This window comes from Mesorhizobium sp. (genome assembly GCF_004963255.1).
In the GTDB taxonomy this organism is placed as follows: domain Bacteria; phylum Pseudomonadota; class Alphaproteobacteria; order Rhizobiales; family Rhizobiaceae; genus Mesorhizobium.
This window is the reverse complement of the sequence record NZ_SUGA01000001.1, coordinates 427,350-442,221: the sequence shown is the minus strand read 5'-3', so window position 1 is coordinate 442,221 and position 14,872 is coordinate 427,350. Positions and strand designations below refer to the sequence as shown.

The window sequence follows — 14,872 nt, the reverse complement described above, 5'->3', positions numbered from 1 at the left end:
ATCTTATGCCCGCCTGGCGGACATGGAATGCAGTGGCTACTCAGTTCGACAGCAGCCTGTGGAACGAGCCCGATCCGAGCAGGGATCGCGTCGCGCCCCCGAACGCCCATTCGCGGAACCGGCTATGGCCATAACCACCGGCCACAATGAGATCGGCCCCGATACGATCAGCTCCAGCGATAATCGAGTCGCCCACCGAGCTTCCCTCGCTTTCGAGCAGTTGGGACCGGGCTTTCACACCATGCCTCATCAGGAAGCGCGCCACGTCCGCCGCGCCATCCCGCGCGACGAGCGTTCCTTCCTCGGCCGCATTGAAAACGGTCACTTCCTTGGCGTTGCGCAGGAAAGGCATCGCGTCGACCACGGCCCGCCGCGCTTCGCGGCAATCCTTCCAGGCGACCATGATCCTCTCACCCTTGAAGGAGGCGAGATCGTCGGCCGCAAACAGAACCGGCCTGCCCGCGGAAAGCACCAATGCTCCCGGATCCACGGTCCTTCGGAAATCGCCGGCGGCAGCCGCGGCCGGCGCTCCGGTGATCACCAGATCGGCCGCCCGCGCGTGCAGCGCCACGGCGCGCGTAGGGTCGTCGAGTTCCGCACGCCAGGATGCGCGCTCGTTGTCACCGGCGACGGCGAGGAACTCCTCCTTGAGCTTGCTGATACGATCCTCGATCTCAAGCGTCCGGTGACGCAACACCTCGGCCACAGCCGGAGAAGACTCGCTCGGCGACACCAATGTGGAGGGCTCGGCAGCCGCCAGCGCAATCAGATCCGCCTCGAACTTCCTTGCGACCTGCCGCGCGAAAATCAGCCGCGGCGTTGCCGGTGCGTCGATATCGAGCTGGACCAATATCGTCGTGTAGATCATATCCGGGCTCCATCAGAGACGGGTAGACCAGCACGGCCGAAAGTGTCCCGCTTTGATGTGCATCAACTTCGGTTCAGCCGGAACAGGACAGGCCGAGAGCATCGAGCCCGGCCGCAAGGTGATCGCCCAACAGCGGATTGCCGCAAAGATAGTCGGCCGTGTGCCTGTTGTGAGCGTAGGCGGCCTGCTGGCGAACCTCGTCCCAATCGGCCGCCTTGCCGTCATCCCTGCCGAGCCATGTCAACGCCACGAGGTCGATCTGCTCGTCGACAGAGAGATCCGAGATCAGCGACCCAAGCTCTTCGCGCACGGGGTCATCATCATGGTCCTGAAGCACCGCGACTTCGCCGTCGTCCGTGGGATTGGAGCCCGAATCCGGCTCGGTGATGGCGACCTTGACATCGAATCCATGCGCCTTGGCAATTATGAAACAGACCTTGCCGGCGGAGATCGCCAGCTCAGGAGACTCGGTGTCCTCACTACCGATTCCGCGTTTCATCCGATACCTCCTCTTGCACCGTCAGCGCTCTCCTCCGTCATTGGCCGAGGCTCCCGATATAGGCGATGATCGCCTCGATCTGATCCGGAGAGGCCACAAACTCGGGCATGTCCGGATGGCCGGTGGAGATTCCCTCGGCCAAGGCTTCCTGCAGGTCCTGGATCGGATAGCGGCGGTGCAATAGACGAAAAGGCGGGGCATCAGGATGGGTGCTTTCGCCAGTCCGGCCGACAGCGTGGCACCGCGCGCAGTTTGTTTGGACCAGCCTTTTGCCATAGGCGACCTGCAGATTATCGCCCGCCCAAGCCGACGATGCGAAAACGATAGCAAACGGCAGAACCTTGAGCGCTGTTCGACGTTTCATGGCTGCTGAATACGTCTTGAGCGGCCGCCGCGCCTTGACCTCGCTCAAACGGCTGGAACGCAGCTACCGCTCGAGGACATACGTGCCGGGCGCCGCGCAAACCGTCTTCAAGGCGCCCAGGGCATGGCCCCGGTCGGCCGCGACCTCACGGCTGGAATGACCGGCCAGCCATTCGACCCAGGCCGGCCACCAGGAGCCATATGTCACGGCCGCCTCTTTTGCCCACTCGTCCGGGCCGGGACGAAGGGCGGCATGGCGGCAACTGAGCCTTTTATAGGAACGGTTCGGGTGTCCGGGCTCCGACACGATACCCGCATTGTGCCCGCCGGTGGTCAGGACGAAGTCGATGTCGGTGTCCAGGAGATAGGTCAGCTTGAATACCGAACGCCACGGCGCGACGTGGTCCGTCTCGGTGCCGACCGCGAACACCGGGGCTCGAATGTCTTCCAGATGAACAGGCCTTCCCTCGACGCGAAAGCGTCCCTCGACAAGGTCGTTGTCCAGATAGAGCTGCCGCAAATATTCCGACTGCATGCGAAACGGCATACGGGTTGAATCGGCATTCCAGGCCATGAGGTCGGTCATCGGAGCGCGCTCGCCGAGCAGATATTCGCGCACCATGCGTGACCAGATCAGATCCTGCGAGCGAAGCATCTGGAAAGCGCCAGCCATGCGCCGTTGGTCGAGGGTGCCTTCCACCCACATCACGTCCTCGAGCAGCGTGATCTGGCTCTCGTCCATGAACAGTCCGAGCTCGCCCGGTTCTTCGAAATCCACCTGCGCCGCGAAAAGCGACAGGCTGGCCAGGCGGTGGTCGCCGTCACGGGCCATTGCCGACGCCGCTATCGACAGCAGCGTCCCGCCAAGGCAGTAGCCCACCCCGTGAATCCGGCTGCTTCCCGTCGCTGCCTCGACCGCGTCCATGGCCGCCATCGCGCCGAGCTGGCGATAGTCGTCCAGCGACACTCCGGCCTGATCGCTGCCCGGATTGCGCCAGGAGATGCAGAAAACCGTATAGCCGCTCTGGACAAGATAGCGGACCAGCGAGTTCTCCGGTGAAAGATCGAGGATGTAGTATTTCATGATCCAGGCGGGGACGATGAGGATCGGCTCCTCCTTCACGGTGTCCGTCACCGGCGCATAACGGATCAGCTCGATCAGTTCATTGCGGAAGATCACCTCGCCCGGTGTGGCGGCAACCTCGATCCCCGGCTGGAAGTTTTCCACGCCAGCCGGCGGCTTGCCGTCGGCCAGACGCAGCAGGTCGTCGACCAGATTGCTGGCGCCGTTGACGAAATTGGCGCCGTTTTTCCGCAAGGTCCCGTCGATGACCTCCGGGTTAAGCGTCGGGAAATTGGAAGGAGAGACGGTATCCAGGATCTGCCGGCTGTAGAACTCGACGAGGCGCTCATGCCTTCTGGTAACGCCTGGAAGTCCGCTGGTCGCGTTGTGCCACCATTGCTGGGAGAGCAGGAAGGCTTGCTGCATGGCGTTGAACGGGAATGTTTGCCACGCTTGGTGCTGGAACCTTCTGTCTTGCGGCAGGGGTGTGATGGTCGGCGCAGCGGTCCCCATTCCAAGCCCGCAGCGAAAAAGAAAATCATTCAACCTGACGAGCTTCTCGACCGCCTTGGTGGAGACCTCCGCCTGCTTGCCCGGCGATGTGGACAAGTGCAGCAGCCAGTCCTGCCAAGCCTGCAGGAGGCTGATCGGCGAAATGCCGGCGGTGAAGGCCGCCACCAGAGCGTGCGAGAGCCTGTCGACGTCGCGATAGACGCTTACGCTTTCTTTGTCCGGCAATAGCGGCGCCGGGGCCGCGGCCATCACCTCGGTGCCCATGGAGCCCTGCGGCGTCCCCGGATCTTCCGCCATGTCATGACTGCTCCAGGCGGAGGACCGATCGGCGGCTGGCTTCCAGCTTTTCCCTGACGGCGACATTTCAGGCGGGAAGCGTTGCCGCGGCCATGTCGTTCATCGTTGCTTTCGCCTCCTTGCGGACTTGCCCGGCTGTCTCCGAAGCCAGCTTGGCGCCGATGGAAGCGAATTTGCCGGCTTCCTTCGCATAGTCGGATGTGGCGTTCTGGACGAAATTCACGAACACGTCGAACGCATCGACGAACTCGTCACCGGCGGTCAGCTCCTCTACAAGCTTCAGGTCATCCTCGAACCGCCGCTTGAGGAAGGACACGCCTTCGATCTGGTAGCGCAGCAGCGCGCGGACCGAATGCGCCTGCATCGCGGCGGTCGCCCGCATGAATTTCTGACCGGTTTGAGCGAAAGGGAGCAACTCGGGCGCCCGAAACTCTTCTGGATTCCACATCATGGTGTCTTTCCCTTCGCTTCTCGGTTCAATTTCCTGATTTTGGCTGATGCGGCCGTGAGCGGCGTCCAAAGCCGTGGCTTGCGGACAAGCCTTTGCTTCGCCGGAACGACGCGTGCTCGAAATAGATCGCGGCTCCGGCGATGAAGCCGAGGCAGAGCACGGCGCCCCATAGCAGGGAATCTCCAGTGACCATCAACGAGCCCCTTTGGCCGTCCTGCCCAAACATCGCAGGTGCCGCGCAAGCTGGCATTGATCATGATCAATCCGGTCCGGCATGCCCGCTTTGACCCTGATCAAGGCAAGTGACGGCAATGCCCGCGACAAGTCCGGGACAACAAGCCCACAAGCCCACCCGCAGACGCAAAGCGAGGGACGGATATGAAGGAATTGCCGCTTGCCGATGTCTACCGGCTGATTGAGCCCGGTCCGGTCGTCCTCCTTTCGACGCGGTCCAGGCAAGGCCGCTCGAACATCATGACGATGTCCTGGCACACGATGGTGGAAGTCGCGCCGCCTACGATCGCCTGCGTGGTGTCAAGCAATGACCTCTCCTTCTTCGCCTTGCGTCAAACCAGGGAATGCGTGATCGCGATTCCTGCCGTCGGCCTTGCGGAGAAGGTCGTGAAGGTCGGCAATTGTTCCGGCCGGGATACGGACAAGTTCGCGACCGCATGGTTCACGCCGCTTCCCGCCGAACAGGTGTCGGCGCCGCTGGTGGCCGAGTGTTTCGCCAACCTAGAGTGCCGCGTGGTCGATACGCGCCTGGTCAACAGATACAATCTCTTCCTGCTGGAAGTCGTCAAGGCTTGGATCGATCCGCAACAGCCGAGGCCGAAAACCATCCATCACATCGGGCATGGCACCTTCGTGGTCGACGGCGAGGTAATCCATTTCGAATCCCGGATGCCTTGAACGTCGGGGCGCGGCTTAGAAGCGACTTTGATCCACATCAAGGCGCGCATGCTCGTCGGACATAGGGTTTGGTTCATCGAGAAGGATCAAATCGAAAGCGCGTGCGATGGGCTACAAATCAATTCTCCTGAACCTCAACATCGACGGTCCGATCGAACCGATCACGCGGATCGGCGTGAATCTCGCCAAGCGCTTTGACGCCCGTTTGATAGGGTTCTGCGCCGCGGATGCGCCGTTGCCGGTGACGATGGCGCCTGAGGGCGCGGCGATCGCCGCCGATATCTGGGAACAGTCGCGGGATGAGATCCGACGCCGCCTGACCAACCTGAACGGCGAGTTCGACGGCCTGGTGGCCGGAGCGGTCAAGACAGACTGGCATGGCGATATCGAAAATCCGAATCACGCCGTGGCCCGGAGAGCCCGCATGGCCGACATCGTCGTCACCAGCGCTTCCCAGGGCGCGTCGACGGGCGACTCCTACCGCACGGTCGATCCAGGATCGCTGGTGCTGCGCGCGGGCCGGCCGGTCCTGGTCGCGGCTCAGGGCGCGATGGATTTGCCGGCTCGCAGGATCGTGGTGTCCTGGAAGGACACGCGTGAGGCCAGGCGGGCGGTGGCGGACGCTGTACCGCTTATGGCCATGGCCGAAGAAGTCACCATAGTCGCGGTCGATCGCAATCCGGACGACTGGACCAGGGACAGCGTCAAGGACGTGGCGAGCTTCCTGGCCGGCCACGGCATCAAGGCGCGCACCGAGCTCATCAAGACGGCCGATGATGAAGGCAATCGCCTCGTCGATTTCTTCGCCTCGATGAACGCCGAGCTGATTGTGTCGGGCGCCTATGGGCATAGCCGGTTGAGGGAGTGGGTGTTCGGCGGCGTTACCCGCTCCTTGCTGGACGAGGTGTGGCTCACTCGGCTGATGTCGAACTGATGCCGTCGCCTAAGGACACACCTGCATGCAGGGGAATGCGTGGGGGTCGCTGTAGGCGACTAATTTTCGACGCATTGACCGAAATCAAATTCTTCGCATCGAAATCCTTCATATGTGGCGCAGTCAGGCACTTAAGGTAACGCCGCTCAATGAGAAATGCCGTCGCCAGGCTTGTCGACACCTGCAATGCTGAGAGAAGCAAGGGATCGGACTTTCCAACCATCTGGAGAGATGTGCTGAAGGCGCATCCCTGCGTGCTCGGGCAGCCGGTGCAGGACAGCGGAGAGGACGGTCCGCTGCTGAGGATTCCCTTGATCACCGGCCAGTTCCTCGTGTTCCTGGGTTCGCATTTTTCTCTCTGGTGAGCTTCCCACTGCCGGGTGGTCCTGACGGTTGGCCGCATCCTGTCCAACTTGACGAGGATCAAGGTCGTTGCGTCCCCGACCTGTCTTGATGCCGCCAGCAATCAGCTGGAGACGCTAGAAATGGTCGGTATCACCCTGAGCCCCGAGCAGATCCGAACCGCTCCGCCGGCGGTCCGGCAATGGCTGGAACATGAGATCGCGCATTCGCTGGGACTGGGTCCGTCAGCGGAACCAGCTCCGCCGGACGCGCCGCATCTGGTTGCCTGCAGTCCGCAGGAAGCAGCGGCGATCTATGCCTCGATCCGCAGCATGCTCCCCGTCGTCGCCGTTTTCTTCGAGCTTGGCCGCGAGGGGACCATGGTCGGCGACCAGGGCCTTGTCGCCTTCAGGCTTGCCGACATGCTTCGCGACACGCGCCTGCCCGATGCGCGGCACCTCGCCACTTGCCTGGACGTGATCGACCGGGCCTTCCGCCTGGCGCGCCGCGACGATCACGCCGTGCTGTCGATCCTCGACCCCTCAGGCTACTGCATCGTCGTCGAGGCGACCCGTCGAAGCGTGCTCGCCGTATGGTCGCAGGAAATGGCGGTGCAGCAATTCCCGGACAGTGCGACGCCTGAGGGCGCCGAGATTTCGCCGGCCGAACCTTTCTCGACCTCGGGCGCGCTTCCGCCTCAGTCGATCCACCTTGGCCAGGCCCTTGGCGAGCCGGTCGCGCAGCCGGACGGCCGACAGAATTAGGAGGCGGCCGTCGACTGTGATGTTGATCGCCAACCGACCGAGCGTCGGAACCGTCAGCGGGTTGTCAGGCTGGGCTTGCTAGACAGCGCTCGCGACCGATCATCTTTCCAAGCAGTCCGCCTTTGTGGTCGCCGGACGGCAGACAGGAGCACATTCGATGCAGTTTCTGAGAATTGGACTGGCGTTGACCACGCTGGCCGTTGCGGCGCCGGCGTTCGCGGATTCCACGGTCAACGTGAAATTGTGGGACAAGAACGGCGACATGAACGCCGACGCCAAGATGGGGATGGGCATGCCGGCGAATATGAGCATGGCGATGATGAAGGTTCAGGTCGACAAGAAGGTCGTGCCGGCCGGCAAGGTGACCTTCGATGTGACCAACACCTCCAAGGCCACGGTCCATGAAATGATCGTCGTTCCCGTGGCGGACCCAAAAAAGACGACGCTGCCCTATATTTCGAACGAGAACCGTGTCGATGAGGATGCGGCCGGCCATCTGGGCGAGGTCTCGGAACTCGATCCGGGCAAGTCGGGTTCGCTGACGCTCGACCTCAAGCCAGGCTTCTACGCGGTCTTCTGCAACATCCCCGATCATTTCATGAACGGCATGTGGGCCACCATCAAGGTTCAATAAGACGACACCGAGCACGCCCGGCGACGAACCGCGGCGTGCTCGCCAAGCCAAATGTGGTTGTGCCAATCGGGGCGAACCGCGTGTCGATCGCCTCAGGCGGTTTCTATGGCGCCTTTGATCGATATCACCGAATGCTTGACGAAGTCCTTGGCGATCTCGCCGACGAGTTTGGCGCTCAGTGACGGCTGATAATGCCTCCGCATCTCGCCAAGCGTGCGCGGATCGGCGATCACCAGTATATGCTCGCAGGCTTTCTCGTGGGCCTTATGATTGAGATAGCTCGCGATCGACGCGGCAAAGTCGTCTTCGCCCAGCCGGGACTCGTCCGGATTGGCGGTTGAACTGCGATGCCTGCCGCCGGATCCGGCGTGGGCCACTTCAAGGACCGAATCCTCGACTTCGATCAGGTCGAGATGAGGTTCGTGCCCCTTGTTGTGAAAAAGTCGCAGGCTCTCGCCATCCGTAACCGCGACGAGGGTGCCGTTATTCAGAATCATGTGTTTCTCCGAGGTCGGATCAGCCGAGCACTCCAGCGCCGTCCGATCATTTCACTGCCATTGCCAGACAGGTAAGCCCTGATCGCCTCGCGTCGCTTTGACCTCGATCAAAGCCGGGCACGGCCATTCAATGACGGGCTAACTCGGGCAGAAGGCGGAATGCAGCGCCTCGATGACAGTCAGCACCTCCGGGCGGCGGGGCGGATCGAACCCGCAGAAGCGCCGCCCGCGGCGTAGATCACACCGGAGGGATCAACGCCGGCGAACCTCGCATCATGCCGGACGGGGGGGCGCCGTCGAAGCTTGACCCGCCGCGGCAAGGTCCTATTCGAAAGAGTAGGTGAATCCTTCCGGCGACGCACCCACGATGACTTTCGCCATCTTCTTGCCCTCGAGCGAGCGGTTGAGCACGCCGCGGCTGAGTTCCGGCAGCAGCGTGTTGGTCAGGATGGCGTCGATCATGCGCCCGCCGGACTCGATCTCGGTGCAGCGCGCCTTGACCAGATCCATCACGCCATCGCCGATCACCAGCTCGGCGTCGTTGGTGGCCTTGAGGCGCTTGGCGATCTTGCCGAACTGGTGCCGGGCGATCGCCTCGATCATCGCGTCCGACAGCGGATAATAGGGAATGGTGACGACGCGGCCGAGGAAGGCGGCCGGGAACACTTTCAGCAGCGGCGGGCGCAGGGCCTGGTCGAGATCGTCGATGCCGGTCCGCACGGTGCCGTTCCTGGTGCGGTCCATGATGACATCGGAACCGACATTCGAGGTGAGCAGGATCAGCGTGTTCTTGAAGTCGATGCGCCGGCCCTCGCTGTCGTCCATCATGCCCTTGTCGAAGACCTGGAAGAATATCTCATGCACGTCCGCATGCGCTTTCTCGACCTCGTCGAGCAGGATCACCGAATAAGGTTTCCTGCGCACCGCCTCGGTCAGGATGCCGCCCTTGCCGTAGCCGACATAGCCGGGCGGCGCGCCCTTGAGCGTCGAGACCGTGTGGGCTTCCTGGAATTCCGACATGTTGATCGAGATGAGGTTCTGCTCGCCGCCATAGAGCGTCTCGGCCAGCGCCAGCGCGGTCTCGGTCTTGCCGACCCCGGAGGGGCCGCAGAGCAGGAACACGCCGACCGGTTTTTCCGGCGCGCCGAGGCCGGCGCGGCTGGTCTGCACACGTTTGGCGATCATCTCCATGGCGTGATCCTGGCCGACGACGCGTTCGGACAGGGTGGCGGCGAGCTTCAACGCCTTCTCGGTCTGGCTGGAGAGCATGCGTCCGGTCGGAATGCCGGTCCAATCCTGCACCACGGCCGCGACCGCATTGCGATCGACCGACGGCAGGATCAGCGGCGTCTCGCCCTGCGCGGCCGCAAGTTCCGCCATCAGCTCGCGCAGCCGCGCCAGATCAGCGGCGGCTTCATCCGCGGGCTCGGCGGAAACTGTTTCGGCCTTTGCGGCCTTTGCCCCTTTGGCCTTCGGGGCCTTGGCCTTCTTGGCCCCGGCAGCCGCGCCGTCGCCAGTCTTCTTCTCAGGAGCCTTTTGCTCGGGCGCCTTCGCCGCGCTCTCCGCACTCTCGCCCCCGGCAGCAGCCTCCTCAGCCGCCGCCTCGTCGAGCGGCACGCCCTCGCCGCGCAATTTCGCGCGCAGGTCGAGGATCTCGGCGACCAGGGCCTTTTCCCGGTCCCAGCGCGCCTGGGCGGCGGCCAAGGCGGTCTCGGTCTCGACCAGCCCGGCATCGACGCGGGCCTGCCGGTCGGCCACGTCGATGCCGATCGCCGCCTCGCGGCCGATGATGCCGCTCTCCACCTCCAGCGTCTGGCGGCGGCGCAGTATGTCCTCGACCTCGGCCGGCGTCGCATGCTGCGAGACCGCGACGCGGGCGCAGGCGGTGTCGAGCAGGCTGACCGCCTTGTCCGGCAGTTGCCTGGCCGGGATATAGCGGTGCGAAAGCGACACAGCCGCCTCGATCGCCTCGTCCAGGATCTGCACCTTGTGATGCTGCTCCAGCACGCCGGCGACGCCGCGCAGCATCAGCACGGCCACGGCTTCCGACGGCTCGTCGATCTTGACCACCTGGAAGCGGCGGGTCAGCGCCGGGTCCTTCTCGATGTGCTGCTTGTACTCGGCCCAGGTCGTGGCGGCGATGGTGCGAAGCTCGCCGCGCGCCAGGGCCGGCTTCAAGAGATTGGCGGCATCGCCGGTGCCGGCCGCGCCGCCGGCACCGATCAGCGTGTGCGCCTCGTCGATGAACAGGATGATCGGCACTTCGGAGGCCTGGACCTCGTCGATAACCGCCTTCAGCCGCTTCTCGAACTCGCCCTTAACGCTGGCGCCGGCCTGCATCAACCCAACATCGAGCATGCGCACGCTGACATTTTGCAATGTTGGCGGCACGTCGCCCTGGGCGATGCGCAGGGCAAATCCCTCGACCACCGCCGTCTTGCCGACACCGGCCTCGCCGGTCAGGATCGGGTTGTTTTGCCGGCGTCGCATCAGGATATCGACGATCTGCCTGATTTCGGGATCGCGGCCGACGACCGGATCGATCTTGCCGTCCCGGGCGCGCTGGGTGAGGTCGGTGGCGTATTTGGCGAGCGCGGAATCCCCGCCCGGGCCCCGCTTGACCGGCGTCTCCGCCACGGACGCGGCGGGAGGTGAGCCGGCTTCGAGCGAGCCTTCCGTGACATCGGCGAAGCGGGAAACGACATCATCGGCGTCGATCTTGTCGAATTCGGCGCTGATCTTCGACACCAGGCCTTCCAGCGCCGGCGTCTTCAGGCAGGCGAGCAGGATATGGGCGCTGCGCACCTCCTCCACCCCGAACTCCAGCGTCGCCAGGTTCCAACCCTCCTGGATGGCGTGGAAGATGTGGTCTGAGAATTCCTCCACCGAAGTGGCGCCATAGGGCAGCTTGTCGATGGCGCGGGTCATGTCGGCCGTCAGCCGGCTGACATCCAGGCCGGCGTCGGCGACGATCATCTGCACATCCGAGCGTTCCGACAGCACCAGCTGCTGGATGAAATGGGCGAGCTCGACATAGGGATTGCCGCGCAGCTTGGCCGTGTCGGCCGCGGCCTTGAAGGCGCGCACCCCCGTGGCGTTGAGCTTGGCGACCAGTTCCTTACGCTTGAAGCTCTGCGATGACCGGCGCTGTTCCATCGAACCTGCTCCCGCAACCTGCCGACCCATACCCTGCCATATAAGCGGCTGCTTGACAAAGCCGTGCGGCGGATAGGGCCTTTGAATCTATCCGGGCGGCACCGCCCGGTTACACAAGCCTTGCAAACTCGTGGCAACAAACATGGATTGCCGTCCGGACTATGCGAGCCATTTCACATACCGGGTCCGACAATCGCGCAATGGGTTTCGCCGAGAAAGCGGCTGCGTTTAGCTTCCGTTAGTTTTTGCGCAGGTGCTCAATTGTCGTCGCGTGAGGCCAGTGATAACGTCACGTCACATGGGGTCTCAGGGCCGCTGGCTGGGGGTTGGTGTGATTGATCTCGCACTCTGGCTGAATCCTCTGAACGGTGCGAATCCGTCAGGAGAGGACTTGCGCAACGACCCGGCCTTTCATGAGCTGGAGCGCCTGACCGAGCCTCAGGTCAAAGTCGTTCATGACGGCAACAGCAAGCCCACTTCGCAATCCAGTCCGGTCGACTGGACGGCCGTGCTGGAAAAAGCCGAGGAATTGCGCCCGCGCGGCCGGGATCTGCGCCTGCTGGTCATCGTTGCGCGGGCCCTGGCCAACGAGGAAGGGCTGGCCGGCCTTGCCCAGGGCCTGACGCTCATCGCCAGGACCTTCGAACAGTACTGGGACACGTTGCACCCTGCGCTGCGAACAGGTGCGCCGCGTGAGGCCGCCTTGCGCCGCATCAATGCGCTGCTCGATCTGCAAAACGGCCAGGAAGGCCTGCTGGCGAACCTCAGGCAGGCGGTGTTCTTCTCGCCGCGCGCGATCGGGCCGATCAGTGGCCGGGACCTGGAACAGGCGGCGCTCGACGAACGCGTCATGCTCCAGGAGGCAGCCTCCGGCCTCGGGACCGCCGAAAAGGCGGCGCTGACGAGCGCCCACAACCAGCTGTTGAACCGTGTGCGCACAGGATGCGCGGCGCAGGTCGATCAAGCGGTGGACGCGGTGACGTCGCTGCTGGCCGACGCGCGTGCCGCGATCGCCGCTCTCGAGGCGGTGGATGTCGCGCTCAACGCCCGCATCGAAGGCAATGGCGCCACCATCCCGGAATTGAAGAAGTTCCTGCAGCGTTTGCTGACGACGCTGGAGCGGAATTCCAGCGCCGGCACGCAAGTTGCGAATGGCGCCGCGAAAGCCTCCCCACAGCCGGCGCAGCCGGCATCGACGCCCGCCCGAAACGGTCATGGAGCCGAGCCGATGGCAAGTGTGGCAAGCCCAGTGGAAGCGAGCGCCGGCCTGCCGGACCGGATCAACTCGCGCGACGAAGTCGTCAAATGCCTGGACCTCGTCGTCGCCTTCTACGACCGCACCGAGCCGTCCAGCCCCATCCCGCATCTCGCCCGGCGGGTGCGCCGGATGGTGCACATGGATTTCGTGGAACTGATGGAAGATCTCGCCCCGTCGGGGCTGAAGGAATTCCGGCTGCTTGCCGGTGTCCCGGATCCCAAGAAGCCGGCCCAGAAGGATGAAAGGTAACAAGCATGCCAGCAGAGAGCAAAGCGAAGGTCATCGAAAGAAACCGCGCGCCGCGCGTGCAGATCGCCTACGACGTCGAAACCTACGGCAGCCCGACAACGATCGAACTGCCGTTCGTCATGGCCGTGATGGCCGACCTTGCCGGCGCTTCACAGACCAAGGAAGCGTCGAAATCGGTCCTCGACCGCAACTTCGTCGAAACCGACGCCAACCGCTTCCCGAAATTCATGGAGGCGATGGGGCCGCGCGTGAAGGCGCGGGTGAAGAACACCTTGCCGCAGGCCGAGGGCCAGGAGCGGGACGAAGAGCTCGCCATCGACCTCACCTTCTCCAAGATGGGCGACTTCGCGCCGGACAAGATCGCCGAGCAGGTCCCGCAGCTGGCCGAGATCCTGAAGATGCGCCGTCAGCTCGAGGAGCTGCTGGGCTTCATGGACGGCCGCGTCGACGCCGAAAAGCGCATCGCGCAGCTTCTGAACAACGAGCCGCTGCTGAGCAAGATCGCCAGCCAGGCGATGGATGACGGCAAGGGCGAGGAGTAAGTCATGGCCGAACAGCAAAAGACCGCAGCCGCCACCGCCGAGGCGGAAGCCATCGATCTCGGCGAATTCAGCGGACTCCTTGAAAAGGATTTCAAGGTCAAGAAGGACGACAGCGAGAAGCTGCAGCAGTTGGTGCGCAACCTGGCGCTGGCGGCGCAATCGCGCTCCGAGACGACGACCATCTCGTCCAATGCGATCAAGTCGATCAAGTCGCTGATCGCCGGCATCGACAAGATGCTGACGACGCAGGTCAACGAGATCCTGCATGCGCCGGAAGTGCGCGAGATGGAAGGCACGTGGCGCGGCCTCTGGTACCTGATCAACAACACCGAGACCGATACCAAGCTGAAGATCCGGGTGATGAACATCTCCAAGGAGCAGCTGGCCGACACGCTGGAAGACTATGAAGGCCAGATGTGGGACCAGAGTCCGATCTTCAAGAAGGTCTACACGGACGAGTATTCGATGCTGGGCGGCGAACCGATCGGCTGCATCATCGGCGCCTACGAGTTCTCGAACCATCCGCGCGACGTCGGTCTGCTGCGCAACATTTCGGGCGTCTGCGCCTCGGCGCACACGCCGTTCATCGCCGCCGCCTCGCCGCGGCTGTTCCGCATGGACAGCTGGCAGGAACTGCCCAACCCGCAGGACCTGCAGATGATCGTGAACAACCCGGCGTATGCGTCATGGCAGTCGCTGCGCGAAAGCGAGGACGCCCGCTATATCGGGCTGACCATGCCGCGCGTGCTGGCGCGCCTGCCCTATGGTTCGGAAACCGTTCCGGTGAAGGGCTTCACCTTCGAGGAGGAGGTGGGCGGCGACCACAACAAATATGTCTGGATGAACGCCGCCTTCCCGATGGGCGTCAACATCAACCGCAGCCACAAGCTCTATGGCTGGGGCACGCAGATCCGCGGCGTCGAAAACGGCGGCACGGTGCTCAACCTGCCGGTGCATGCCTTCCCGACCGACGACGGCTCGATCGCGATGAAATGCCCGACCGAGGTCGCCATCGACGACCGGCGCGAAGCGGAGCTGGCCAAGCTCGGCCTGATGCCGATCCTGCACCGCAAGAACACCGATCTTGCGGCCTTCATCGGCGCGCATTCGCTACAGGACGACGAGACGCGGGCCGGACGCCTGGTCGATCCGGACGCGCAGTCGAACGAGCGGCTTTCCGCCAACCTGCCCTACCTCTTCCCGGTCTCGCGCTTCGCGCATTACCTCAAGGCGATCGCGCGCGACAAGATCGGCTCGTTCAAGGAACGCACCGATATGGAGATCTGGTTGACCGAATGGATCAACCGATACGTGCTGGCCAACCCTGCCTTCGCCGACGACAAGGCGCGCGCCAAGCGCCCGCTTGCCGCGGCCGAGGTGCAGGTCGACAGCGTCGAAGGCCGGCCCGGTTACTACAATGCCCGTTTCTATCTGCGTCCGCACTATCAGTTGGAAGGCATCAACGCCTCGCTCCGGCTGGTGTCGGAACTGCCGTCGGTGAAGGGCTGAACTCGTTAAGCAAAGTCATCT

The 14,872-nt window shown here is 63.5% G+C and carries 15 protein-coding genes; 8 read left to right on the top strand and 7 right to left on the bottom strand.

All coding sequences use genetic code 11. The features are described 5' to 3' along the window. Positions 1-40: 40 nt before the first annotated feature. From E5X34_RS01950 to E5X34_RS01930, 5 genes are all read right to left on the bottom strand, one after another. Positions 41-868 (bottom strand): universal stress protein, encoded by an 828-nt coding sequence (locus E5X34_RS01950; protein WP_292560315.1) that lies wholly within the window; start codon positions 866-868, stop codon positions 41-43. Positions 869-941: 73 nt separating this feature from the next. Next, positions 942-1,367, bottom strand: coding sequence for a DUF3775 domain-containing protein (locus E5X34_RS01945; protein ID WP_292560312.1), 426 nt, complete (start codon positions 1,365-1,367; stop codon positions 942-944). 37 nt (positions 1,368-1,404) lie between these two features. After that, entirely contained in the window at positions 1,405-1,779 is a 375-nt protein-coding gene (locus tag E5X34_RS01940; RefSeq protein WP_292560309.1) for a cytochrome c, read from the bottom strand. Between the two features lie 15 nt (positions 1,780-1,794). Next, on the bottom strand, positions 1,795-3,603 hold the full coding sequence (locus E5X34_RS01935) for an alpha/beta fold hydrolase (RefSeq protein WP_292560307.1): 1,809 nt from the start codon (positions 3,601-3,603) through the stop codon (positions 1,795-1,797). Between the two features lie 67 nt (positions 3,604-3,670). Next, complete coding sequence (locus tag E5X34_RS01930; RefSeq protein WP_292560304.1) at positions 3,671-4,123, bottom strand: phasin family protein; 453 nt, start codon at positions 4,121-4,123, stop codon at positions 3,671-3,673. Positions 4,124-4,432: 309 nt separating this feature from the next. On the opposite strand from E5X34_RS01930, the gene E5X34_RS01925 reads away from it, so the two are divergent. From E5X34_RS01925 to E5X34_RS01905, 5 genes are all read left to right on the top strand, one after another. Continuing rightward, complete coding sequence (locus E5X34_RS01925; protein ID WP_292560301.1) at positions 4,433-4,966, top strand: flavin reductase family protein; 534 nt, start codon at positions 4,433-4,435, stop codon at positions 4,964-4,966. A 106-nt stretch (positions 4,967-5,072) separates the two neighbouring features. Beyond that, the gene (locus E5X34_RS01920) at positions 5,073-5,900 is read left to right on the top strand and encodes a universal stress protein (RefSeq protein WP_292560298.1); all 828 of its coding nucleotides are present in this window, start codon (positions 5,073-5,075) and stop codon (positions 5,898-5,900) included. A gap of 149 nt (positions 5,901-6,049) precedes the next feature. Beyond that, on the top strand, positions 6,050-6,265 hold the full coding sequence (locus E5X34_RS01915) for a hypothetical protein (protein WP_292560293.1): 216 nt from the start codon (positions 6,050-6,052) through the stop codon (positions 6,263-6,265). A gap of 120 nt (positions 6,266-6,385) precedes the next feature. Then, positions 6,386-7,006, top strand: coding sequence for a hypothetical protein (locus tag E5X34_RS01910; RefSeq protein WP_292560290.1), 621 nt, complete (start codon positions 6,386-6,388; stop codon positions 7,004-7,006). A gap of 157 nt (positions 7,007-7,163) precedes the next feature. Continuing rightward, entirely contained in the window at positions 7,164-7,640 is a 477-nt protein-coding gene (locus tag E5X34_RS01905) for a plastocyanin/azurin family copper-binding protein (protein ID WP_245463186.1), read from the top strand. Between the two features lie 92 nt (positions 7,641-7,732). Here E5X34_RS01905 and E5X34_RS01900 read toward each other — a convergent pair whose 3' ends face one another. Both E5X34_RS01900 and tssH read right to left on the bottom strand, forming a co-directional pair. Then, positions 7,733-8,137 (bottom strand): host attachment protein, encoded by a 405-nt coding sequence (locus E5X34_RS01900; protein ID WP_127885326.1) that lies wholly within the window; start codon positions 8,135-8,137, stop codon positions 7,733-7,735. A gap of 324 nt (positions 8,138-8,461) precedes the next feature. Then, positions 8,462-11,293, bottom strand: a complete 2,832-nt coding sequence (gene tssH / locus E5X34_RS01895; RefSeq protein ID WP_292560287.1) for a type VI secretion system ATPase TssH — start codon at positions 11,291-11,293, stop codon at positions 8,462-8,464. Positions 11,294-11,624: 331 nt separating this feature from the next. Here tssH and tssA point away from each other — a divergent pair, with 331 nt between their 5' ends. The 3 genes from tssA to tssC are packed head-to-tail and all read left to right on the top strand — an operon-like array spanning position 11,625 to position 14,851. Then, positions 11,625-12,800 (top strand): type VI secretion system protein TssA, encoded by a 1,176-nt coding sequence (gene tssA / locus E5X34_RS01890; RefSeq protein ID WP_292560764.1) that lies wholly within the window; start codon positions 11,625-11,627, stop codon positions 12,798-12,800. A gap of 5 nt (positions 12,801-12,805) precedes the next feature. After that, positions 12,806-13,342 carry a type VI secretion system contractile sheath small subunit gene (gene tssB / locus E5X34_RS01885; RefSeq protein WP_040985731.1) on the top strand — a complete coding sequence of 179 codons (537 nt, stop codon included), beginning with the start codon at positions 12,806-12,808 and terminating at the stop codon, positions 13,340-13,342. A 3-nt stretch (positions 13,343-13,345) separates the two neighbouring features. Next, positions 13,346-14,851: a type VI secretion system contractile sheath large subunit gene (tssC, locus tag E5X34_RS01880; RefSeq protein ID WP_010910844.1), complete on the top strand. Its 1,506-nt coding sequence runs from the start codon at positions 13,346-13,348 to the stop codon at positions 14,849-14,851. Positions 14,852-14,872 lie beyond the last annotated feature (21 nt).